The organism is Prochlorococcus sp. G4PB17 (assembly GCF_059772445.1).
On record NZ_CM186288.1, the window covers coordinates 1,264,291 to 1,286,974 of the forward strand.

Below are 22,684 nucleotides of genomic sequence, written 5' to 3' on the forward strand. Positions count from 1 at the left end.
TTCATATTCATTAAATTTTAATCAACAAAGGTTTCAAATACCTTATAAAGTTCACTGATTAATCGTGGCAACTTTTTTAAACGAATCTAGAGCCTGTCGAAGACCTTTGACAGTGGCAATCATAGCTAATTCAGTATGCAATTTATTTACTGCTGACCCAATACCAACTCCATTAGCTCCGACTGATATGGCCATAGGGACAGTGACTTCAGAGAGTCCGGAAGCAGAAATAACAGGTACATCATGATGGCTCTCCTTTAAAGCAGATGCAATAGCGAAAGTCGCAGCCAATGTAGGTGAAGCTTTTTCTATTAAACCTAAAGTTCCAGGACTCATGGGATGAGAGCTTGTGCCTCCTTCTGTCTGAATTAAGTCGACTCCTCTATCAACAAGATCTAACGCTAATTGAGCTTGACTATCTAACGGCAAAACATGGGGAACGGTCACTGACAAAAAAACTTCAGGTAAAAGGCGTCGAGATTCTGTAGCTAATGAAAGCACCTCATCAGCTGAGAAAAAACGCCCATCTGGATAAAAAGAATCGAAATTCCCAATCTCAATCATTGAAGCTCCTGCTTTAACAGCGTTAGGGAAAAGCCTTGGTTCTACCGAACTTACACACACAGGAATCTTCGAGGCCTCTACAGCTAGCTCTACTAATTTTGGTTCACAAGCAATGTCCAATAAATCGGCGCCTCCATGACCAGCAGCTTTGGCAATTAGAAATACTGATTCTGAATTAAAATTACTTAAACCAGAAATTACTTTCAATAAAGATCTATTTTGAATACTCTTTTGAAGTGAAACTGGCAGTGTCTGCAAACGTGTCATAAAAACATCAACTATTAACCTGATTGTGACATTTACTCAGCAAAAGAACTAAAAAAATGCGAATAGAGCTCTGAAACCAAAGCAAATGTCACAATCTTCTCAAAATGACAGGTCTTGGAGTAAATGGCATATGCGTTTACACAAAAGGCTAAAACAAAATAAATCTCTGCTTCCCAGTAACTCCACCATTCTTTTAGCCATATCTGGTGGCCAAGATTCAATGGCCCTTCTCAAATTAATTATTGATTTAAAAAGGCTATATCAATGGCAAGTAGAAATCTGGCATGGAGATCACCAATGGCATGCTAAATCCGAGAAAATAAAAGAAGAGCTAAAACTTTGGTGCCTGAATAATCAAATATCATTTCACTCTAATAAAGCAGATAAACAAGAAGTAGCTAATGAAGAAAAGGCAAGAGATTGGAGATATAAAAATCTAATAATGAAAGCCAAGTTATTATCATCAAAAAATCTACATTTTCCGTGCACAAGAATATTAACTGGTCATACAGCTACTGATCGAGCAGAGACAGTCATTATGAACTTGGCCAGGGGGACAGATCTGACTGGACTTACTACTCTTAAGGAGCAAAGAAATATAGAAAGCAATTTAGATTTAGCCAGGCCATTACTGATTTTTAATAGAAATGAAACTCTTGAAATTTGTAAAAATTTTAATTTGCCAATTTGGGTTGATCCTTCAAATGAAAATATTAATTTAACAAGAAATAAAATAAGAAAAGAAGTTTTACCAATTTTAAATTCAATCTATAATGGAGCGGACTCAAGAATAGCCTCAGTAGCTCATAGACTTGAAAGTTATAACGAAGATCAAAAATTATTTGCAAAAATAGCAATAGAATTTTGCCAAGGAGAAAAGATCAATTCTCTTTCGAGAATAAAGCTATTCAGTTTAACAAACTCTATTAGACAAATAATTCTTTCTAATTGGTTAAAGACAATAGGTGTGAAAAGAGTAACAGCATTGCAAATTGAAGAAATCAATACCAAAGTATCTGAAAGAAAACCACCTGGAAGTATCCATCTTCATGGAGACTTCCTAATTAGATGGGACAAAGAAGCTATTTATATCTCAAATAAAACTAATTAAAATAGACAATTTTAAGTTATCAGCTAATTGCTGATCTGCGACGTCTTGTTCTTCCTGATGGCATTTCCTCAGCATTAGATTCCTTATTTGTTTTTTGTTCTGCTGATGAACTTGTCTCTTTATTTGCTACGGATACATTCGTTGTCTTGGGAGCTTTATCAGCAGTTTTCTTAACTACTTGTCGTGAGTCTGGCTGTTGATCAAGTTGAGGTTTATATGCGCGAGTTCCTCCTGGAGCAGGTTGAACAAGGCAAAGAATTAAAGGCTCAGCTTGAACCTCTCTTCTCAACCGTCGAGATAATCCTGATTCAACCTCTCTTTGCAATCCAATCCAATCGACCTCAACTGACTTTCCGCCTGTCTTAAGAACGAGCTGTTTCCATCGATTTTCTAAGACCCAATTAATCTCTCTTTCAGTCCAATTAACCATCGTTTTGGCATCAACATTAGTAATAACGCCTCGAAGATTCACCCTAGGTGGAGCAACCATCACGCCATCAGTACTAATTGGAGTAAGCACGGTGATAACTCCATCATCAGCAAGTTGCTGACGTTCTTTTAATACTCGAGTATCCACAACCCCTGTTCGAGAAGAATCGAGTAATTCCACTCCTGATTTAACTGGTGACCCTTGCACTAGAGAATCTGGCCTTAACTCAGCAACATCCCCATTTTCCATTACCAATACATTCTCTGGATGAACCCCCATTGAGACAGCCGTTTTCCCATGTAAAACTTGCATTCTGTATTCACCATGAACAGGAATGAAGTATTTGGGTCTAGTTAATCCAAGCATCCATTTTTGATCTTCTTGGCATCCATGGCCTGAAACATGAATCCCCTTATCTTTGCCATAAATCACTTTTGCACCCAATTTGATTAATTTATCAATCGTATGCATTACGGAAATAGTATTTCCAGGGATAGGGCTAGCAGAAAAAATGACAGTATCACTAGTTTTCAATTGAACATGTTGATGCTCACCTCTAGCAATACGACTTAAAGCAGCCATTGATTCACCTTGACTACCTGTCATCAATAAAAAAGTCTCTCTATCCGGCAAATCTCTGATCTGTTTAATTGGAAAAAATAAATCATCAGGAAAACGCATATATCCAAGCTCTCTTGCTTTCCCAACCACATTGAGCATTGAACGACCTAACAAGCCAACTTTTCTACCATTTTTCATTGCTAGTTCTAAAAGCATCGCCACACGATGAGTTGAACTAGCAAAAGTAGTAACCATCACTCTGCCCTCAGCAGTAGCAATGTATCTATCTAAATTGGGAAAAACAGAATATTCAGAAGGCGTGAATCCTGTAACTTCAGAGTTGGTTGAATCAGATAGAAGGCAAAGAACACCTTTATCTCCATAGTGAGCCATTCTGGCTAAATCTGAAGGTTGTCCGTCAGGTGGAGTATGGTCGAACTTAAAATCACCAGTGAAAAACACTACTCCCACTGGAGTCGTAACTGCGAAGGAATAACTGTCTGAAATTGAATGTGTATTTCTTACAAATTCAACTGAAAAATGTTGTCCAACTTTAATAACTTCTCTTGGTCCACATACTTGTATTGTTGTCCGGTCAGCAACTCCAGCTTCCTCCATTTTTCCCCTAAGCATAGACATCGCAAGGGGAGGGCCGTACACAATTGGAATATTAAAGTTTTTTAAATGATGAGAAATTCCTCCAATATGATCCTCATGCCCATGAGTAACCACCAAACCTCTTATTCGACTTTGATTTTCACGTAGGTAAGTAGTGTCTGGCATTACAACATTTACTCCATGCATCCCATCCGTTGGGAAAGCCAGTCCAGCATCAAGAATCATGATGTCGTCTCCATATTCAAAGACGCAAGTATTTTTTCCGATTTCTCCTAGGCCGCCTAAGGGAATAATCCTCAAACAAGGTGATTTTGTTTGATTATTTTTTGAACCTTGATAATTCATTGAACTTGATGTCATGGAAAAATTTATGTGAAAAAACTTGGTTGTTACTTAAATGAAAGTCAGATCCTCTTGGCTGAAAAGAGAATAGATCAAATTAATCTCAAAGAAGAGAGAGTCTTCAAGAGTTCTTCTTTCATTTCACTGTTTAAAGAGACTAAAGGACTTCGAGGAGGTCCAACAGACCAACCGATCAATTGAAGTGCCGCTTTAACAGGAATAGGATTAGTAGTTGCAAAAAGGGATTTAAAAAGAGGCTGTAATTTTTCATGCAAATAAAGCGCCTCAGCGTATTTCCCTTCTAAAAAACTATTTATCATTTTCTTCATATTAGATCCCACTAAATGACTTGCAACACTCACAACACCTACCGCACCAACAGAAAGCATTGGTAAAAGCAGAGCATCATCTCCGCTATAAATAGCTAATTCTTCCCCACAGTAGTGTCTTAATTGAGTCACTTCTTCTGTTGTTCCACTTGCAGCTTTAAAACTGACTACATTACTGCAATCCATAAGCTTACTTACAATACTAGGTGATATCGAACACCCTGTCCGCCCAGGGATATTGTAAAGCATTAAAGGTAACTGAGGAGCTGCATTTGCAATGGCTCGAAAATGAGCTTCTAATCCTTCTTGAGGAGGTTTGTTGTAATAAGGAACAACCACCAACGCACCATGAGCACCTGCATTAGCAGCTGCCTTAGTAGCTTCAATTGCCTCAGAAGTCGAATTGCTTCCTGTACCAGCTAAAACTTTAGCCTTAGAACCTATAGAATTTCTAACTGTTTCCAACATCTTTTGTTGTTCTTGCCAAGTCAAAGTCGGAGATTCACCTGTCGTTCCGCACACGACAATGCCATCAGACCCTTGGTCAACTAAGTAATGGGCCAAATCAGCAGCTAAACCAAAATCTACACTCCCATTTTCATCAAAGGGTGTCACCATTGCGGTTAGCATCCTGCCGAAAGGCGCTGAAGATAATAAAGCTGACTTACTCATTAGTGTTTGGGCAAAAGAAGTTCAGCAATTTGCACTGCATTAAGTGCGGCGCCTTTACGAATTTGATCTCCACATAGCCATAGCTCCAAAGCATTAGGGTTACTAATATCTTGCCTTACTCGACCTACGGATATTTGATCCTTACCAGTTACATCCAATGGCATAGGAAAACGATTCTTTTCCAGATTCTCAAGGATCTCAACTCCTGGTGCAAATTCCAAAATCTCATAAGCTTCTTTTACAGGGAAAGGTCGCGTGAATTCAATATTTACTGATTCAGAGTGCGCTCTTAAAACTGGAACTCTTACACATGTTGCAGTCAAAGAAAGATCAGGATTTCCTAAAATCTTTCTTGTTTCATTAACCATTTTCATCTCTTCCTCGCAGTATTTATTTGATTGCAAAGGTGAATTATGGAGAAAAAGATTAAAAGCCAAAGAATATGGCAACACTTTACTTTTTGGAATTAATCCATCTAAAACTTCTTGGCTTAATTGCTCTAATTCTTCCATTGCCATTGCACCTGCGCCACTTGCAGATTGATAGGTGGAGACAACAATTCTCTTTATTGGAATATGCTTATTGAGAGGAGCAAGTACCAATGCTAATAAAATCGTTGTGCAATTTGGATTAGCGATTAAACCTTTGTGATTCCTGACATGGTCAGGATTGACCTCAGGGACAATCAAAGGAACATCCTCCTCCATTCGAAAAGCACTTGAGTTGTCAATCATCAAAGCGCCAGAACTTTGAATTGAATCTTTCCACTCACGAGAAATTGAACTGCCAGCTGAAGCTAAAATTAAATCCACATTTTTAAAACTATCTTTAGTTGTCTCTTGTACTAAGAATTCAGTTCCACAAAAACTTTGAATTTCACCTGCTGAGCGATGCGAAGCTAATAATTTTAATTGCTTTATAGGGAAAGATCTCTCCTCAAGCAAAGCTAATAATTCTTTTCCTACAGCTCCAGTCGATCCAAGAATCGCAACTGTAAGAGGTCTGTCTGGTAGAAGAAATTGTGGGTTCAAACTTGCTTAAAGGAATAAAAGGTTTTAACAAAAAAATTTTTCTTATTGGAAAAATCAACAAATAATAAATTTTTCGATGCTTTTTAGGCCACAATAGCTTTGGAAGTGAACTAACGCTTCCTTAAGCTAACCAAATTAGAGATTTCCGTTTCAATGAGTGCTGCAAACTTAAAAGTTAAAACCAGCTCAAAACCTAATAGCAGAATTGCTGTAGAGGTAGAGGTACCCGCAGAACGATGCAAAAATAGTTACGTCGAAGCTTTAAACAAATTAAGCAGATCTATCTCAATTCCTGGCTTTCGAAAAGGTAAAGTCCCAAAAGCAGTAGTAATTCAGCAACTTGGAGTTAAAAGAATACAAGCATCAGCACTGGAGTCACTATTGCAAAAAGTATGGACAGAAACATTAGATCAGGAAGGAATTGAGCCTCTATGTGAGCCTGAATTAGAAGATGGCTTTGAAACTATATTGCAAAATTTCAACCCTGAAAAAATTCTTACATTAAGACTTGAAACTGACATAGCTCCTATTCCTACTTTAAAAAAATCTTCAGGACTTACTGCTGAAGTAGAAGCTTTAATCTTTGATCCAAAAAAAATAGATGAATTAATCGAGCAATCCCGACTTCAACTGGCAACCAAGGTGCCCGTTAGTGATCGTGCTGCAAAAAAAGGAGATTTTGCACTTGTAAGCTTTAAAGGGATTTTCTCTGATGATAAAAGTGAAATTGAAGGTGGAAGCGCAGATTCAATAGAAATAGAACTTACAAAAGGTCGAATGATTCCTGGATTTATTGAGGGAGTTATTGGAATGAATATCAACGATGAAAAAATTCTAAAGTGCGAATTTCCTAAGGATTATCATCAAGAAGATGCCAAAGGAAGAAAAGCTGAGTTTAATGTAAAACTGGAAGATTTAAAAATAAAAGAATTGCCTGAACTGAATGATGAGTTTGCGAAGCAAGCAAGTGATCAAGAAAATTTGACCGATCTACGATCAGATCTTGAAAAAAGGCTTAAGGAAGAGAATGAAAAAAAACAAGTAAAAAATCGTCAGGACGCACTTCTGGATGCTTTGGTCAAAGAACTTGAAGTGGAGCTACCAAAAAGTCTTATTGACCAAGAAGTTCGCATAATTGTTGAACAAACAGCTCAAAATTTTGCTCAACAGGGAATTGATGTTAAATCAATGTTTACTCCAGAGCTTGTTAAATCATTGATGGAGTCTTCGAAAGGAGAGGCAGAGAAAAAGCTTCGACAAAAACTAGCTTTAAATGCTTTAGCGAAATTAGAAAAAATTGAGATTTCTGAAGATGACATCAATTTAAAGCTGAACGAAGTAAAAGCTGATATAAAACTTTCTAAAGAAAAAAATATCGATGCTGATCGACTAAAAGAGGCTATCACTGACGATTTATTGCAAGAAAAATTATTTGTTTGGCTTGAAGAGAACAATGAAATTATAGAAAAAGCTCCAGAAAAAAATCAAAATCAAAGTCAAGAGAAAAGTTCTAAAAAGAAAACAACCAAAACAAATAAAGAAAAGAAAAGTTCTAAAACACCCAAATCTTAGTTTCAAGGCATAGATTAAAAGTGTTAGTTATCTAAGCTTTTAAGTTGATTGAAGCAAGACAAAATCATCCCATAAATAGTTTTTGGAATAACTCCTGCCTATTCTCTGGCCCAGGTGTACTTCCTACTGTAATTGAACAATCTGGTCAAGGTGATCGTGCATTTGATATCTATTCTCGATTACTTCGTGAAAGAATTATCTTTTTAGGTACCGAAGTCAATGATCAAGTTGCAGATGCATTAGTAGCTCAAATGCTTTTTTTAGAGGCTGATGATCCAGAAAAAGATATACAGTTATACATAAATTCTCCTGGAGGCTCTGTTACTGCTGGATTAGCTATCTATGACACTATGCAGCAAGTTAGTCCTGATGTCATAACAATTTGCTATGGGCTTGCGGCAAGTATGGGAGCTTTTCTTTTGTCTGGAGGGACAAAAGGTAAGAGACTTGCATTGCCAAATTCAAGAATAATGATCCATCAACCTCTTGGTGGAGCTCAAGGCCAAGCAGTAGAAATAGAAATTCAAGCTAAAGAAATACTTTATTTAAAAGAGACTCTTAACTCACTCTTGGCTGAGCATACAGGTCAAGAAATTGAAAAGATTTCCGAAGACACTGATCGAGACCACTTCCTTTCTCCTGAAGAAGCGGTTGAATATGGCCTGATCGACAAAGTGGTTTCAAATCTCAACTCCATATGAATCATTAAGGAAAGCTGACAAGCCAGCAATCCTCAATGATCCTGTTAATTGAGACTGAATAAAACTAATGATCGGTCTATCAAACCTTTATTTTTTTAGAGAGCTCGATGGCAAAATTTGAAGCCCATCTTAAATGCTCCTTTTGCGGCAAAGCCCAAGATCAGGTGAGGAAACTCATTGCTGGTCCAGGAGTTTACATATGCGATGAATGTATCGACTTGTGCAACGAAATTTTAGATGAAGAACTCATTGATAATCCCAATCATCATAAAAGTGGGCATGAACAAAACCGTAAGACTAAAGCAACCTCAACAAATACTCCTAAACCCGCACCAACGTTGGCTTCAATCCCAAAGCCTAAAGAAATTAAAAAGTTTTTGGATGATCAAGTAGTTGGTCAAGAACCAGCAAAAAAAATATTATCAGTAGCTGTATATAACCACTACAAGAGGCTGGCATGGAAAGGAGACGGGTCAGGCGAGACTGATTTAACAGCAACAAAATTACAAAAATCTAATATCTTATTGATCGGACCAACCGGATGTGGCAAGACATTACTTGCTCAAACATTAGCTGAAATGCTGGATGTACCTTTTGCAGTAGCTGATGCAACAACTCTAACTGAAGCTGGATATGTTGGAGAGGATGTGGAAAACATTTTATTACGTCTCCTTCAAAAAGCTGATATGGATGTTGATTTAGCTCAAAGAGGGATAATTTATATCGATGAAATAGACAAAATTGCAAGAAAAAGCGAAAACCCTTCAATTACAAGAGATGTCTCAGGAGAAGGCGTGCAACAGGCTTTATTAAAAATGCTTGAGGGTACTGTTTCAAACGTGCCACCTCAAGGAGGAAGAAAGCATCCTTATCATGATTCCATTCAAATTGATACAAGCCAAATCCTCTTCATCTGTGGCGGGGCATTTGTAGGTTTAGACGATGTAGTGCAAAAAAGACTTGGAAAAAATTCAATTGGTTTTATCCCAAATGAAAATCGAGCCAGAACAAAATCCAATCGAGATCGTATTGGGGCAGACTTAATAAATGACTTAGAACCAGATGATTTAGTGAAATATGGCCTAATCCCCGAATTTATTGGAAGAATGCCTGTCAGTGCAATATTAGAACCTTTAAATGCCAAAGCTCTTAAATCTATTCTCACAGAGCCAAGAGATGCCTTAGTAAAACAATTTAAAACCTTATTAAGCATGGATGATGTAGAGCTTTCATTTGACGACGATGCAGTTGAAGCAATTGCACAAGAAGCCTTTAAAAGAAAGACTGGAGCAAGAGCTTTACGGGGAATTGTTGAAGAAATAATGCTAGATCTTATGTATAGCCTTCCATCTCAGACAAAAGTTAAAAGTTTCAACGTAACAAAAACAATGGTCGATGAAATTACAGGTGGGAAAGTTGTTCCTCTCTTATCAAATGAGAAAAGAATCATAAAAGAATCTGCCTAATTCAAATAAGCTTTTTTCATTTCTCTACTACACCTAACTAGAAAAAATATAAAGTTAGTCAATTATTTAATCATAAATATACGATTTACAATATGATCGAATAAATCAGGATTAAATTCATAAATATCTTCAATTGCAAATGATAGAGACTTATGAGCCATTACATCAAAAATATCGACCGACACGATTTGACGAACTTATTGGTCAAGATCCAATTTCTTCGACCTTAAAACAAGCTTTAACCTCTAATCGAATTGCCCCAGCATACATATTTTCTGGCCCTAGAGGCACAGGTAAAACTTCCAGTGCAAGAATTTTTGCTAAATCTTTAAATTGCTTAAAAAGTGACAAAGCGACGATCAAGCCATGTGGAGAATGTGAACTCTGCAAGGGGATTAACTCTGGCAATGCTTTAGATGTAATTGAAATTGATGCAGCTTCAAATACAGGTGTTGAAAATATTCGTGAATTAATAGAAAGATCAAGATTTGCTCCTGCTAAAGCTCGGTGGAAAGTTTATGTAATTGATGAATGCCATATGCTTTCTACTGCAGCTTTTAATGCACTTCTTAAGACTCTAGAAGAACCTCCTCGACAGGTGGTTTTCATTCTTGCGACAACTGATCCTCAACGCGTTTTGCCAACTATTCTTAGCAGATGTATGCGTTTTGATTTTAGAAGAATAGGTATGCAGGATTTGAAAAGTCATTTATCCAATATTGCTAGAAAAGAAGAAATTATGATCAATGAAGGTGCTATATCTTTAATTGCAAAGCACTCCCAAGGTGGGTTGAGAGATGCCGAAAGCTTATTAGACCAAGTTAGCTTACTTCCAGCACCCATAAACGAATCAAATATTATTAACTTAATAGGTGCGGTACCAGAAGAGGAGTTAATTAATTTAGCAAAATCTTTAGCAAATACAGATCCCAATTCTATTTTAAATATTTGTAATAGCCTAATAAATAAAGGGAAAGAGCCAATTGCGATTTTACAAGGTGTTGCATCTATATTAAGAGACTTAGTAGTTTCTAAGGTTGCAAATAATGAAACAAATTTATATAGTATTTCCAAAGAGAATAGTAAAAATTTAAATGAATTAGCAAATTCAATAAATCTAGAACAAATACTAAGTTTACAATCCAAGTTAAGAGGATCAGAAAATTACATAAGAAATAGCAACCAACCAAAATTATGGTTAGAAATTCATTTACTTGGAATGCTTTCAAGCGAAGATGGAATATCAGAAAAAAGAATAAAAAAATCCTTGAACGAAACACACTTATCAAATGAATCTGAATCTGAAAACCAAAATCATATTGCCAAAAATATAGCGTCAAATACTAAAGATGAACTAAAAAGAGAGAAATATAATTCAGGGGAATCAGAAGAAATAGTAAATTACAATCTTGAAGCTATTTGGAATAAAGTAATAGCTATGTTAGAGCTTCCATCGACAAAAATGCTTCTTTCACAACAAGCCAAATTAATAAATTTAAATACAGATACTGCAGAAATAATAATATCAGAAAAATGGATAAATATGATTCAAAGTAGAAAGAATCTCATTGAAGAGGCATTTTTCAAAGCTATAGGTTCTTCAACTAAAGTTATTTTAAGACAACAAAAAGAGAGCTTAATAAATCAAAAAAAAGAGAATATAATTCATAACAAAAAAGAAGAAGAAAAAGAAGAAAATAAATTTAAAATTAATAGTAACACGACTCAAAATAATGTAGAAGATTCACAAAAAATTAAACATGAAAACAATCTAAATTCAAACTCTATTGATATAAAAGCTAAGCAGTTTGCTGATTTCTTTAATGGAGAAATTATAAATCTTGAATGAAATAATAACTTAATTAAGAGCCAATATGATTAGTTTTTTCCCAAATTAAAGTCTTATGAAATAGTGACATCTTAACCGCAATAAAAGGTATAACAATGAACCAATGTGCAAGGTAAATTGTTGCTCCAAGGATATTAATAAAATTAGGTGATGGTAATTTTGGACCCTCACTATTTTGAGAACAACCTTTCCAAAAAGCTAAACTAGAAATACCAAATGCAACTATTGATAAGGGCCAATATAATGGCATTTTAAATAAAATAATTGATACAACAAAGTCTACAAATGAGACAACAGGTAGAACATATTGCAACAAGAAGAAACAAGTTAAATCTAATTTCTTGAAATTTGATAAGCGTTTAGAGTATAGCAATGGCCAATAATCAAAGAATCTTTGAAGTCCGCCTTCAGCCCATCTTTTTCTTTGTCTAAATAAAGCAGAAATAGATTCAACTGCTTCCTCTTGAACAGGTGGATCCCACATTATTACGATGGGCGATCTTGTTAATAAAAAACGGAAACTCAAATCTAAATCATCAGTAATAGTTTTTTCATTAAATCCTCCACAAGATTCAAGAACTTTTCTATTTATTAATTGACCATTACCTCGTAACTCAGCAACTCCACCAGTAGCAAGTCGACCTCTTTGAATGACAGCATCCATTGCCATTTCCATTGCCTGATAAGCAGCAATTTGATTCAACTCATAGTTCACAACTGATTTTCTTAACTGCACACCAGACCAGCCACCATTTAAGGCAAGAGTTATCGCCCTAAGTAATACATTGCTCTGTAATTGTGCATCAGCATCAAGAATAAATAGCCATTCTCCATCAGTTTTTTTTAATACTGAGTTAAGAGCCCCTGATTTACCGCCCCCGCTCATCCTAGAGCGATTTAAAACATTAATTCTAGAGAAACTTGTACTTAATTCTTTTAATAAACTAGGTGTATTATCTTGACTTCCATCATCAATTATCCACAGAGATATTTTCTCCACTGGATATTCAATTGATAACAGTCTTGAGACTAGTCTCTCTATTACATTTTCCTCATCACGTGCAGCTACTAATACATCAACTTTAGGAAGAGTTTCGTACAAATTTTTATCTTCAATTAGATTTTCTCCTCGCAATTGATAATTTTCTCTACGGTCTCTTAGGACAACTCTTAATCCAAAAACACCCAAAAAAACTGCGAGAGTGATGGAAGGGTATAAATTCTTAGTGGGTTCAATCAGATGAGGAAAGATTCCTGCCAAAGCACAAAAAATCAAAAATAATATTGATTTAGTGCGTCGGTTTTCTCCACTGATATTGGCTAAAGCCATGGAGCAATCCTTTTATCAACTAATGACTCTAAGGGGCTTTCCTCACTAAGGCAAAAATCCATATTTTGTTTTTGGATAATAATGAGAGAGAATTTGTTGAGTAGTCCATCCATTTTTTGCTAACTCTATAGCTCCAGACTGCGACATTCCTGCTCCATGGCCAAAACCACCACCAGAAAAAAGCCATTTACCTTCTTTAATTTCTTTAACAACAAATAAAGTGCTTGGTAATTGTTTTAGAATCTGTCGGATCTCATCAAGTTTGAGAAATACTTTTGAACCATTTTTTCCCTCAAGTTTTAACGAAGTAACTCTGCCACTATTACCTCTAGTGACAGCCTTGATTTTTGTTGGATGAAAAGAACTAGACACTTTTTCAGCTTGCTTTAACTGTTGAGAAATTTGAAAAGAGTCCAGCGTTCTTGTCCATCGAAAAAGCGAGTGATCAGAACCAAAAGCCTCAGAATCAGTAAATAAAAAAGATTTCAAATTTTTTTCATTTGACAATGGTAATTCAACTTCACGAGACCAATTTTTTGGTCCATCCAAACGCATTTGCAAATAAGGAACTGAATTAGTGGACCATGCTTCATCAAGCGATGCCATAACTCCGCCATTTGTTGCGTGATAAACAGTATTTATAGGCTTTTGATTCCAAACAAGAATTTTGCCAGCAGTTTTTTTGATCGCAATTTTTATCTTTTGATTAACTTGAGAAGGATCCTTATATACCTGACATTGAGTATCACTGCACAGATTGTATCCATCAACTTTAAATCTATGCTTATTAGCTACCGCCCATGTTCTAGCAAGCACTGCCTGCGCTGCTAAAGCTGCTTCAGGAGAGTTAAAACCAATTTCATGAGGAACAACTCCATTTAGGTAGCTCTCGATAGATACATGCTCAACCAATGTCCAACTACCATAGGCATCTAATTGGATAGAAAAAGGTCCAGCGTAGATTCCATTTTCCCAAAGCAGACCATCTGGTGCATGCAATGAAATAGGGCCTTTTAAGTCAATCTTTCCATCATTTTGATCTAAGTAAGGAACAACAGACTTTGAAACTTTAATTTTTTGATACGTCGACTTAATAGATTGTGGAATCTGAATATCGCCAGATATCCAAACCTCCCAATCCAAAGGATGAGCAATAATTGATTCAATATCCATATCTTTTAAATCATTTGCCAATCTTTCAGCAGTCTCAAAGCTCGCCAAGGAGCCAATCTTCTGACGAACAAATACTTTTGGCTTTCTTAATTGTTTAGCTCGCCAACCAATTTTAATTTCTTTAGCCTTTCGAATAACTCCATTAGAATCCTGTAAAATCAAATGTCTGCCATTGCTAACAAGACTCAAAGGTGGTGCGCTTTTCCCATGAATAATTTCTTGACCTAAATATGGTTTGAGCCCAATAAGCAATACATTCTTTTCAGAACTAATTAAAATCGACTTAGGAGGAGCCTGATGGGTAGGGAAAAAATCTTCTTTGTTTATATTTGCTAAAATGACATTATTTGCATGATGTAAGCCAATAAATACAAAAAAGCTACAGGCAAAAAAACGCTTTTGAGCAAATAAAACACTTTTAATCACAACAAAAATCTCCTTTAAGCGAGAATTTAATAAATTTGGGTTGGCTTAAGTGAGCTTAAGGACGTATTCTTATGAACTAACTATGCTTTTTCAATGCCTAAGCTAAAGACCCGCAAAGCTGCTGCAAAGCGGTTCAAAGCAACTGGCACTGGCAAGTTCATGAGACGTCGTGCATTTCACAATCACTTGCTCGACCATAAGAGTCCTAAATTAAAAAGGCACCTTAAAACAAAAGCAGTTGTTGACGAGCGTGATGCAGAAAATGTAAGTCTTATGCTTCCTTATGCATAAGACCCCAAGAACGTTTATTTGTTCAATTGAATCTTGATTCCTGATTATTAATTATGGCACGCGTCAAAAGAGGTAATGTTGCTAGAAAACGCAGAAACAAAATCCTTCGTCTAGCAAAAGGCTTTAGAGGGGGGAATGGAACTCTGTTCAGAACAGCAAATCAAAGAGTAATGAAAGCTCTTTGCAATGCATACAGAGATAGAAGAAGAAGAAAGCGTGATTTTAGAAGACTTTGGATTGCAAGAATTAATGCAGCTGCAAGACTAAATGGTTTAAGTTACAGCAAATTTATTGGTGGTCTAAAGAAAGCAGATATAAGAATTAACAGAAAAATGTTAGCTCAATTGGCTGTCGCAGATCCTAATACATTCACAAATATTGCGGTTAATACAAAAAAATAATTATACTTTAATAATTTTTTCTTCTTTAAAGTAAAAATGATAGAAAAACTTAGCAGATAAAGAAGAAATTGCTAAAATCAATCATATGGTAGAAATAAATAATTATTATAAAATCAAAAAATTAGTACTTGAGGCTTAAGAAAATGACCCTTAATCTACCTCAAACTTATTTAATAGGATTATGTGTACTATTAATAGTTATTTCTATCTTAGTTGGAAGACAACTATATAAAGTTAGAAAAGATGAGCTCAAACTAATAAAGTTAGAAAAGGAAGAATCAAATACAAAAGAAGATTCAGCGAAAATGTATGAATTAGCATCGGTTCAATTAAAGAAAAGGTTATATCCTCAGGCGACATCAACTTTAAAAAAAGCATTAAAGAAACTTGATGGAGAACCTATGGAGGCAAAAGCACTGATAGAGAATGCATTAGGCTTTGCACTTGCTGCTCAAAATGACTTCAAATCAGCGATAATTCATTACAAAAAAGCATTGATCGCAAAATCTGAATATCCAGTTGCACTTAATAATTTAGGTTTCGCTAATCAACGCTTACTAAAAGAAGATGAAGCTTATAAAAATTATCAAGAGGTCTTAAAGCTAGATCCTAATAATAAAACAGCGATATCTCAAATTAAGAGACTTGAACGTATAATTGGTAAAGATAAAAGTCAATTATTAAGAAAAAAAGGTTTCTAAATCAATCTTAATTAATCATATAAAACCTATGCAAAGCACAAATCAATTACTGAAAATAGGAAATAAAGAATTTAAAAGTCGACTTTTTGTTGGGACAGGTAAATACTTATCATTAGAAGCAATGCAAAAAAGCATAATTCAAGCAAAGTGTGAAATAGTTACGGTGGCAGTTAGAAGAATTCAAGCAGTCGAAAATGGACATAAAGGTTTAATTGAATCAATTGATTGGAAAAAAATTTGGATGCTTCCAAACACTGCAGGTTGCAAAAATGCAGAAGAGGCTATTCGAGTAGCAAGATTAGGGAGAGAGTTAGCAAAGTTAGCTGGTCAAGAAACTAATAACTTTGTCAAATTAGAAGTAATTCCAGACAAAAAATATTTATTACCTGACCCTATTGGAACTTTAAAAGCAGCAGAACAATTAGTTAAAGAAGGCTTTACTGTTCTTCCTTATATTAATTCTGATCCATTGATTGCAAAACAACTTGAGGAAATTGGATGTGCAACTGTGATGCCGCTGGGTTCTCCCATTGGTTCTGCTCAAGGCATAAAAAATGCAGCAAATATTGCCATAATTATTGAGGAAGCTCGAATACCCATAATTGTTGATGCAGGAATTGGAGTTCCCAGTGAAGCTGCTCAAGCGCTGGAAATGGGTGCCGATGGAGTTCTAATAAATAGTGCAATAGCTCTAGCACAAAACCCTATTTTAATGGCCCAAGCTTTTTCCAAGGCCACTGAGGCCGGTAGAGAGGCTTATTTGTCTGGCAGACTGCAAAAGAAGCTACTTGCAGATCCTAGTTCGCCATTAGATGGAGTTATTTCAAATAATTAGAGTAATACCTTAAAAATTAGTAACGTAATAAGCTGTTAAACAAAAAAACCATGGCAGTCACTAGAGAAAGTCAAGGTAGGCTAAACGTTTTTGCGGATGAGCCGAAAATTGAAATACTTACAAAAGAAAGTAGTGGCAACAAAGGTTCTTGGCTTTTTACCCTTGCTGGAGTTATCCTTGTAGTTGGGCTTATCGCATATTCTTTAACAATCAAGTGAAACCCTTGTAGTAGCTTGAATAATATGAGCATTTGCTCTGTCTTTTGGAGTTTAGAGTGAAAGTTTTCGTTCTTGGTGGTGATGGCTTCTGCGGATGGCCTTGTGCAGCAAATCTTGCTGACAAGGGTCACGATGTATTCATCGTGGATAATCTAAGTCGTCGAAAAATCGATATAGACCTTGAAGTTGAATCCTTAACTCCAATTGCAAGTATTGGCGAAAGGATTAAAGCTTGGTCTGAGATAGGTGGAAAACCTATTAAATTTATTCATTTAGATCTTGCCTCAGAATATCAAAAGCTTTTAGATCTATTGATAGAGGAAAAACCAGATTCAATTGTTCATTTTGCAGAACAGCGTGCCGCTCCTTATTCCATGAAAAGCAGCGCAACCAAAAGATATACAGTTGATAACAATGTCAATGGTACTCATAACCTTCTTGCCGCAATCGTTGAATCTCAATTAGATATTCATATTGTTCATCTTGGAACAATGGGGGTTTATGGCTATGGGTCACATAGAGGAGCAACCATTCCGGAAGGCTACTTAAAAGTAGAAGTACCTCAACCAGATGGAACTCGTTTTGAAGAAGAAATTCTTCATCCCGCAAGTCCTGGAAGCGTTTATCACATGACAAAAACGCTTGATCAATTGCTTTTTCTTTACTACAACAAAAACGACCAAATCAGAATTACTGATCTTCATCAAGGAATTGTTTGGGGAACAAATACGGAAGTTACAAGCCGTGACCCAAGGCTCACTAATCGATTTGATTATGATGGTGACTATGGAACAGTATTAAATAGATTTTTGATGCAAGCCGCTATTGGATACCCATTAACAGTTCATGGTACTGGTGGACAAACTAGAGCCTTTATTCATATAAGAGATTCAGTCAAATGCGTTCAACTAGCACTTGAGAATCCTCCAGAAAAAGGTGAAAGAGTTAAGATTTTCAATCAGATGACGGAAAGTCATCAAGTAGGGGAATTAGCTAAAAAAGTAGCCTCTCTCACAGGAGCAAAAATCAATTATCTTCCAAACCCAAGAAATGAAGCTGTCGAAAATGACTTAATAGTTGATAATAGATGCTTTATTGAACTTGGATTAGATCCAACAACTCTTGATAATGGACTTTTAGCAGAAGTTGTAGATGTCGCAAAAAAATTCTCCAATCGGTGCGATTTAAAGCGAATCCCCTGTGTATCTGCATGGACATCAACTCAAGCAAAAGCAATAAATCAAACCTAAACCTAACAAATACAAACTCTTGAAAATACTCGCTCAGTGAAAATAGCTTTTTTTACAGAAACTTTCCTTCCAAAAGTTGATGGAATAGTAACGCGTCTAACCAAAACAATTCAAAATCTAGTGCAATCAGATGATGAGGTTACTGTTTTCTGTCCAGACGGCTGTCCATCAAACTATATGGGTGCAAAAGTTGTAGGTGTTCCCGCGATGCCCTTACCTTTATATCCAGAACTAAAATTGGGACTTCCAGGTCCAGGTGTTTCCGATGAATTAGAAAGCTTTAAACCTGACCTAATACATGTAGTTAATCCTGCAGTATTGGGATTGGGTGGTATTTGGCTAGCTAAAACAAACAATATTCCCCTTGTAGCCAGTTACCACACTCATTTGCCTAAATATTTAGAACACTATGGAATGGGAATGTTAGAGCCGCTTTTATGGGAATTGTTAAAAGCTGCTCATAATCAAGCAACCTTAAATCTTTGTACTTCCACTGCAATGGTGAAAGAACTCTCAGAAAAAGGAATTCAAAATACCGCGTTGTGGCAAAGAGGAGTTGATACAGATATTTTCAAACCAGAACTAAGAGATGAACAAATGAGAAAGCGTCTTTTAGGAAAGTTCAGCGATGAAGGATCTCTATTGATATATGTCGGAAGACTATCAGCAGAAAAACAAATTGAAAGAATTAGACCTGTACTTGAAGCACTCCCAAGCACTCGATTAGCTCTTGTTGGAGATGGTCCGTATAGACAACAATTGGAAAAAATTTTCCAGGGAACCTCTACTACATTTGTTGGATATTTAAGTGGAAATGAACTAGCAAGTGCTTATGCATCTGGTGATGCTTTCTTATTTCCCTCAAGTACAGAAACCTTGGGATTAGTTCTTTTAGAAGCAATGGCTGCTGGATGCCCAGTGGTTGGAGCAAATAAAGGCGGAATCCCAGATATCATTTCTGATGGAGAAAATGGATGTTTATACAATCCTGATGGAGAAAATGATGGGGCTTTAAGTTTAATTGAGGCTACTAAAAAATTATTGGGCAACGAAATAGAACGCACAGCAATGAGAAAATCAGCTCGCTTAGAAGCTGAGAAATGGGGATGGGCAGGAGCTACAAAACAATTGAGAAGTTATTACGAAGAAGTACTTAACAAAAAACAATCAAATATTGCTGCTTAGTTTTTAAGCAGCATGAGGAGGTGGAGTTGGGGAATCAAAAGATTGCAAAGGTAATACCAAAGTTGCCCATCTAGAAAGTTTTGCTGGCCTTTGTTTCTTAGGCTGACGAACCCCAAATGGGACTCGAACGACATTAGTTCCAGCAACTTGTAAAAGTTGTCCTTTGTTCAAAACAGTTTCAAAGCAATTAGAAAAAGAAGGCAAGGACAAATCATCCTTTTTCTTTATTTGATCTGCCAGATCAAAAGATGTCTTTTTGTTCATTTGGCCCCCATATAATTTAAGGCTGCGGCAAAGATTAATAGAAAAATTACAAAACAGCCCAAAAAAACCAATGATTTGGTTTTCGCTTGAAATTTAACTAATAAAAGAAGTTTTAACCAGTCCTTAAAAAGAATTACTATCTTCTAATTCAAGAACTGAAGGACAACTACATATCAAATTCCTGTCTCCATAAGCATTGTTAATACGTGAAACTGATGGCCAAAATTTATATTTTTCCTGGTCTGGCAATGGATAAGCTGCTTCTTTTCGAGAATAAGGTTTGTCCCAATTATCGGAAGTAACTGTTTTTAAAGTATGTGGGGATTGTTTTAAAGGATTATTAATAGGATCAATCTTTCCTAATTTTATTTGTTCAATTTCTTCTCTTATGCCAATCATCGCATCACAAAAACGATCTAATTCAGACAAACTTTCACTCTCTGTTGGTTCAACCATCAAAGTACCCGCAACAGGCCAACTTATTGTTGGAGCATGAAATCCATAATCCATCAATCTCTTAGCAACATCCTCAACTTCTATACCTAACTGACTCTTTAAAGGTCGTAAATCTAATATACATTCATGAGCTACCAAGCCATTGGGATCTTTAAATAAAACTGGATAATAAGGATCAAGTCTTTTTGCTAAATAATTAGCAGAGAGAATTGCAATTGAACTTGCTTTGCGTAACCCATCGCTACCCATCATTCGAATGTACATCCAACTGATCGGCAATATTCCAGCGCTGCCAAATGGAGCTGCAGAAACTGCCGAAATAGCCTTTTCGCCTCCACAACTCACAATTGAATGTCCAGGAAGATAAGGAACCAAATGGCTTGCAACAGCTATGGGTCCTACGCCTGGGCCTCCTCCTCCATGAGGAATGGAAAAAGTTTTATGAAGATTTAAATGGCAGACATCTATGCCATAAGTTCCAGGCCTGCAAATACCTACTTGAGCATTCAGATTTGCACCATCCAAATAAACCTGACCGCCCTCTTGATGAATAACTTGGCAAATGTCACGAATATTTGGCTCAAATACTCCATGTGTTGAGGGATAGGTAACCATTAATGCAGCCAAATTCTTTGAATGAATCTTTGCTTTATTTTTTAAGTCTTCCAAATCAACATTGCCGTATTCATCACATTTAACAGATACAACTTTCAGACCAGACATGACCGCGCTAGCCGGATTGGTACCGTGGGCACTAGTCGGAATCAAGCAAATATTTCTATGCTCCTCACCAAGAGACTTATGCCATGAACGTATTACAAGCAAACCAGCAAATTCTCCTTGAGAACCGGCATTGGGCTGAAGAGAAACTCCCTGAAAACCGGTTAAATCAGACAGCCACCTTTCAAGATCTTTAATTATTTTCTGAAATCCAGCTAATTGATCAGGAGGAGCAAAAGGATGGATGGAAGAAAACTCGCTCCATTCAATAGGTAAAAGTTCAGCAGATGCATTCAATTTCATCGTACAACTGCCAAGTGGAATCATTCCTTGTACCAAGGAAAAATCTTTCGATACTAAAAAATGAATATATCTCATCAAATCAGTCTCACTTTGATATTGATTAAATACCGCTTGTTCAAGCCAGGGTTTTTCACGAAGAGGCATATCTATTCTTGGATCATTTTCATTAATAAGATTAGAAATATCATGAACATTCTTACCTTTAACTTTGGCAAGTATTTGATATAATTTATCAATTTCTTGGTTACAAGTTAATTCATCAAAAGTTACACCAAACCCCTTAGCATTTTCAATATCTGATCCGACAGGAAGAACTCTAAGATTATATCCTTCTTCAGAAGATAACTGAATAACTTTTGATGCTTCTGGACAATATATATCAATACTATCAAACCCAGAATATCTATCTAAAGGATATTCCAAAAAACTTAAAATAGATTCAAAATCTGATCTATATTTAAGGATCTTTTTTGCAATTTTCTTAAGACCATGTGGACCATGATGAACTGCATAGAAAGAAGAAAGAACAGCTAATAGAACTTGAGCTGTGCAAATGTTACTTGTTGCTTTATCTCTTCGAATATGTTGCTCTCTTGTTTGAAGCGCAAGTCTCAAAGCTTGATTACCATCCACGTCAACTGATTGGCCAACAATCCTACCTGGTATTTGTCTTTTATATATTTCTTTAGTTGCAAAAAAGGCTGCATGTGGTCCACCACATGCAATAGGAACACCAAATCTTTGCGCGCTTCCAACAACAATATCTGCACCAAATTCTCCCATTGGTTTAATCAAAACTTGAGCCAATGGGTCAATTGAGATGGTAACAATTGCATCACATTTATGTACCTTATTAATTACTGAAGTTGGGTCCCAAAGACGACCATTTTTACCAGGTAACTGAATAAGTATTCCAAAGACATTATTATCAATTTCAAAATTCTTATTATCAAAGAACTCAAGTACAATTCCCAGTGGTTCACATCGAGTTTTTAATACGTCAAATGTTTGAGGCAAAGTTTCTTGATCTACTAAAAATTTATTAGCCTTTTTATTTTTTCTAACAGCCAAACTCAAACTTATTGCCTCAGCCACTGCAGTTGCTTCATCGAGTAAAGACGCATTTGCAATTGTCAAACCTGTTAATTCACTTATTAGAGTCTGAAAATTAAATAAGGCTTCTAATCTGCCTTGAGATATTTCTGCTTGATAAGGAGTATAAGCCGTATACCAATTGGGATTTTCCAATACATTCCTTTGCACAACTGGAGGTATGACTGTCGAATGATAACCAAGGCCAATCAATGATCGATTTTCAATATTTTTCTTGGAAATAATATTGATTTCTTTTAACGCGTCATTTTGATCACACCCACATGAGATAGAAACACTATGATTTTCTGAATCAAAGATTTCATTAGGAATTACAGAAGATATGAAATCTTCCAAATTTTCAAAGCCAAGGTGTTGAAGCATAAAAGCTTCGTCATCATTGGTTGGACCTAAATGGCGAGACTTAAAAGTGAAATCCTTTAGTTCTGCTTTTGACATGAGCTTGTTCTCAAGCACAAGCAAGTTAAGTTATTGGAGGGAATGCCACTGTAGAGAAAAATTCCTT

Annotated in this window: 20 protein-coding genes; 12 read left to right on the forward strand and 8 right to left on the reverse strand. The window is 36.1% G+C overall.

The genetic code is table 11. The features are described 5' to 3' along the window. Positions 1 to 51: 51 nt before the first annotated feature. Positions 52 to 831: a DUF561 domain-containing protein gene (locus tag AC6EJB_RS07390; protein ID WP_498490689.1), complete on the reverse strand. Its 780-nt coding sequence runs from the start codon at positions 829 to 831 to the stop codon at positions 52 to 54. A 130-nt stretch (positions 832 to 961) separates the two neighbouring features. Here AC6EJB_RS07390 and tilS point away from each other — a divergent pair, with 130 nt between their 5' ends. Continuing rightward, the gene (gene tilS / locus AC6EJB_RS07395; RefSeq protein WP_498492986.1) at positions 962 to 1,942 is read left to right on the forward strand and encodes a tRNA lysidine(34) synthetase TilS; all 981 of its coding nucleotides are present in this window, start codon (positions 962 to 964) and stop codon (positions 1,940 to 1,942) included. Between the two features lie 19 nt (positions 1,943 to 1,961). Here the strand turns inward: tilS and AC6EJB_RS07400 are convergent, their stop codons facing one another. From AC6EJB_RS07400 to AC6EJB_RS07410, 3 genes are all read right to left on the reverse strand, one after another. Further along, positions 1,962 to 3,911 (reverse strand): ribonuclease J, encoded by a 1,950-nt coding sequence (locus AC6EJB_RS07400; protein WP_498490690.1) that lies wholly within the window; start codon positions 3,909 to 3,911, stop codon positions 1,962 to 1,964. Positions 3,912 to 3,985: 74 nt separating this feature from the next. After that, positions 3,986 to 4,894, reverse strand: coding sequence for a 4-hydroxy-tetrahydrodipicolinate synthase (dapA, locus tag AC6EJB_RS07405; RefSeq protein ID WP_498490691.1), 909 nt, complete (start codon positions 4,892 to 4,894; stop codon positions 3,986 to 3,988). Further along, entirely contained in the window at positions 4,894 to 5,925 is a 1,032-nt protein-coding gene (locus AC6EJB_RS07410) for an aspartate-semialdehyde dehydrogenase (RefSeq protein ID WP_498490692.1), read from the reverse strand. Before AC6EJB_RS07410 ends, dapA begins: the two co-directional genes overlap by 1 nt. A gap of 153 nt (positions 5,926 to 6,078) precedes the next feature. On the opposite strand from AC6EJB_RS07410, the gene tig reads away from it, so the two are divergent. From tig to AC6EJB_RS07430, 4 genes are all read left to right on the forward strand, one after another. After that, the gene (gene tig / locus AC6EJB_RS07415) at positions 6,079 to 7,497 is read left to right on the forward strand and encodes a trigger factor (protein WP_498490693.1); all 1,419 of its coding nucleotides are present in this window, start codon (positions 6,079 to 6,081) and stop codon (positions 7,495 to 7,497) included. A 44-nt stretch (positions 7,498 to 7,541) separates the two neighbouring features. Beyond that, positions 7,542 to 8,198: an ATP-dependent Clp endopeptidase proteolytic subunit ClpP gene (clpP, locus tag AC6EJB_RS07420; protein WP_498490694.1), complete on the forward strand. Its 657-nt coding sequence runs from the start codon at positions 7,542 to 7,544 to the stop codon at positions 8,196 to 8,198. A gap of 107 nt (positions 8,199 to 8,305) precedes the next feature. Continuing rightward, on the forward strand, positions 8,306 to 9,664 hold the full coding sequence (gene clpX / locus AC6EJB_RS07425) for an ATP-dependent Clp protease ATP-binding subunit ClpX (RefSeq protein ID WP_498490695.1): 1,359 nt from the start codon (positions 8,306 to 8,308) through the stop codon (positions 9,662 to 9,664). Between the two features lie 139 nt (positions 9,665 to 9,803). After that, on the forward strand, positions 9,804 to 11,513 hold the full coding sequence (locus AC6EJB_RS07430; protein WP_498490696.1) for a DNA polymerase III subunit gamma/tau: 1,710 nt from the start codon (positions 9,804 to 9,806) through the stop codon (positions 11,511 to 11,513). Positions 11,514 to 11,526: 13 nt separating this feature from the next. Here the strand turns inward: AC6EJB_RS07430 and AC6EJB_RS07435 are convergent, their stop codons facing one another. Further along, positions 11,527 to 12,843, reverse strand: a complete 1,317-nt coding sequence (locus AC6EJB_RS07435) for a glycosyltransferase family 2 protein (protein ID WP_498490697.1) — start codon at positions 12,841 to 12,843, stop codon at positions 11,527 to 11,529. Between the two features lie 45 nt (positions 12,844 to 12,888). Further along, positions 12,889 to 14,442, reverse strand: coding sequence for a SpoIID/LytB domain-containing protein (locus AC6EJB_RS07440; RefSeq protein ID WP_498490698.1), 1,554 nt, complete (start codon positions 14,440 to 14,442; stop codon positions 12,889 to 12,891). Between the two features lie 93 nt (positions 14,443 to 14,535). Between AC6EJB_RS07440 and rpmI the strand changes: the two genes are divergently transcribed. From rpmI to AC6EJB_RS07475, 7 genes are all read left to right on the forward strand, one after another. Next, positions 14,536 to 14,733, forward strand: a complete 198-nt coding sequence (gene rpmI / locus AC6EJB_RS07445) for a 50S ribosomal protein L35 (protein ID WP_038654742.1) — start codon at positions 14,536 to 14,538, stop codon at positions 14,731 to 14,733. 53 nt (positions 14,734 to 14,786) lie between these two features. Then, positions 14,787 to 15,134: a 50S ribosomal protein L20 gene (gene rplT / locus AC6EJB_RS07450; protein ID WP_498490699.1), complete on the forward strand. Its 348-nt coding sequence runs from the start codon at positions 14,787 to 14,789 to the stop codon at positions 15,132 to 15,134. A gap of 143 nt (positions 15,135 to 15,277) precedes the next feature. After that, positions 15,278 to 15,835 carry a tetratricopeptide repeat protein gene (locus AC6EJB_RS07455; RefSeq protein ID WP_498490700.1) on the forward strand — a complete coding sequence of 186 codons (558 nt, stop codon included), beginning with the start codon at positions 15,278 to 15,280 and terminating at the stop codon, positions 15,833 to 15,835. Between the two features lie 28 nt (positions 15,836 to 15,863). Beyond that, on the forward strand, positions 15,864 to 16,670 hold the full coding sequence (locus AC6EJB_RS07460) for a thiazole synthase (RefSeq protein ID WP_498490701.1): 807 nt from the start codon (positions 15,864 to 15,866) through the stop codon (positions 16,668 to 16,670). A 50-nt stretch (positions 16,671 to 16,720) separates the two neighbouring features. Continuing rightward, the gene (locus AC6EJB_RS07465) at positions 16,721 to 16,888 is read left to right on the forward strand and encodes a high light inducible protein (RefSeq protein WP_498490702.1); all 168 of its coding nucleotides are present in this window, start codon (positions 16,721 to 16,723) and stop codon (positions 16,886 to 16,888) included. 56 nt (positions 16,889 to 16,944) lie between these two features. Beyond that, the gene (locus AC6EJB_RS07470) at positions 16,945 to 18,138 is read left to right on the forward strand and encodes an NAD-dependent epimerase/dehydratase family protein (protein WP_498490703.1); all 1,194 of its coding nucleotides are present in this window, start codon (positions 16,945 to 16,947) and stop codon (positions 18,136 to 18,138) included. A gap of 36 nt (positions 18,139 to 18,174) precedes the next feature. Next, the gene (locus AC6EJB_RS07475; protein ID WP_498490704.1) at positions 18,175 to 19,323 is read left to right on the forward strand and encodes a glycosyltransferase family 4 protein; all 1,149 of its coding nucleotides are present in this window, start codon (positions 18,175 to 18,177) and stop codon (positions 19,321 to 19,323) included. Between the two features lie 3 nt (positions 19,324 to 19,326). Here AC6EJB_RS07475 and AC6EJB_RS07480 read toward each other — a convergent pair whose 3' ends face one another. Beyond that, positions 19,327 to 19,587, reverse strand: a complete 261-nt coding sequence (locus AC6EJB_RS07480) for a hypothetical protein (RefSeq protein ID WP_498490705.1) — start codon at positions 19,585 to 19,587, stop codon at positions 19,327 to 19,329. Positions 19,588 to 19,710: 123 nt separating this feature from the next. Beyond that, positions 19,711 to 22,617 (reverse strand): aminomethyl-transferring glycine dehydrogenase, encoded by a 2,907-nt coding sequence (gene gcvP, locus AC6EJB_RS07485; protein WP_498490706.1) that lies wholly within the window; start codon positions 22,615 to 22,617, stop codon positions 19,711 to 19,713. Positions 22,618 to 22,684 lie beyond the last annotated feature (67 nt).

Excerpts from the sequence above, each read along its gene's own strand:
- AC6EJB_RS07390 (WP_498490689.1), bottom strand. The coding sequence starts at position 831 with ATGACACGTTTGCAGACACTGCCAGTTTCACTTCAAAAGAGTATTCAA.
- tilS (WP_498492986.1), top strand. The coding sequence starts at position 962 with ATGCGTTTACACAAAAGGCTAAAACAAAATAAATCTCTGCTTCCCAGT.
- AC6EJB_RS07400 (WP_498490690.1), bottom strand. The coding sequence starts at position 3,911 with ATGACATCAAGTTCAATGAATTATCAAGGTTCAAAAAATAATCAAACA.
- dapA (WP_498490691.1), bottom strand. The coding sequence starts at position 4,894 with ATGAGTAAGTCAGCTTTATTATCTTCAGCGCCTTTCGGCAGGATGCTA.
- tig (WP_498490693.1), top strand. The coding sequence starts at position 6,079 with ATGAGTGCTGCAAACTTAAAAGTTAAAACCAGCTCAAAACCTAATAGC.
- clpX (WP_498490695.1), top strand. The coding sequence starts at position 8,306 with ATGGCAAAATTTGAAGCCCATCTTAAATGCTCCTTTTGCGGCAAAGCC.
- AC6EJB_RS07430 (WP_498490696.1), top strand. The coding sequence starts at position 9,804 with ATGATAGAGACTTATGAGCCATTACATCAAAAATATCGACCGACACGA.
- AC6EJB_RS07435 (WP_498490697.1), bottom strand. The coding sequence starts at position 12,843 with ATGGCTTTAGCCAATATCAGTGGAGAAAACCGACGCACTAAATCAATA.
- rpmI (WP_038654742.1), top strand. The coding sequence starts at position 14,536 with ATGCCTAAGCTAAAGACCCGCAAAGCTGCTGCAAAGCGGTTCAAAGCA.
- rplT (WP_498490699.1), top strand. The coding sequence starts at position 14,787 with ATGGCACGCGTCAAAAGAGGTAATGTTGCTAGAAAACGCAGAAACAAA.
- AC6EJB_RS07455 (WP_498490700.1), top strand. The coding sequence starts at position 15,278 with ATGACCCTTAATCTACCTCAAACTTATTTAATAGGATTATGTGTACTA.
- AC6EJB_RS07460 (WP_498490701.1), top strand. The coding sequence starts at position 15,864 with ATGCAAAGCACAAATCAATTACTGAAAATAGGAAATAAAGAATTTAAA.
- AC6EJB_RS07465 (WP_498490702.1), top strand. The coding sequence starts at position 16,721 with ATGGCAGTCACTAGAGAAAGTCAAGGTAGGCTAAACGTTTTTGCGGAT.
- AC6EJB_RS07480 (WP_498490705.1), bottom strand. The coding sequence starts at position 19,587 with ATGAACAAAAAGACATCTTTTGATCTGGCAGATCAAATAAAGAAAAAG.
- gcvP (WP_498490706.1), bottom strand. The coding sequence starts at position 22,617 with ATGTCAAAAGCAGAACTAAAGGATTTCACTTTTAAGTCTCGCCATTTA.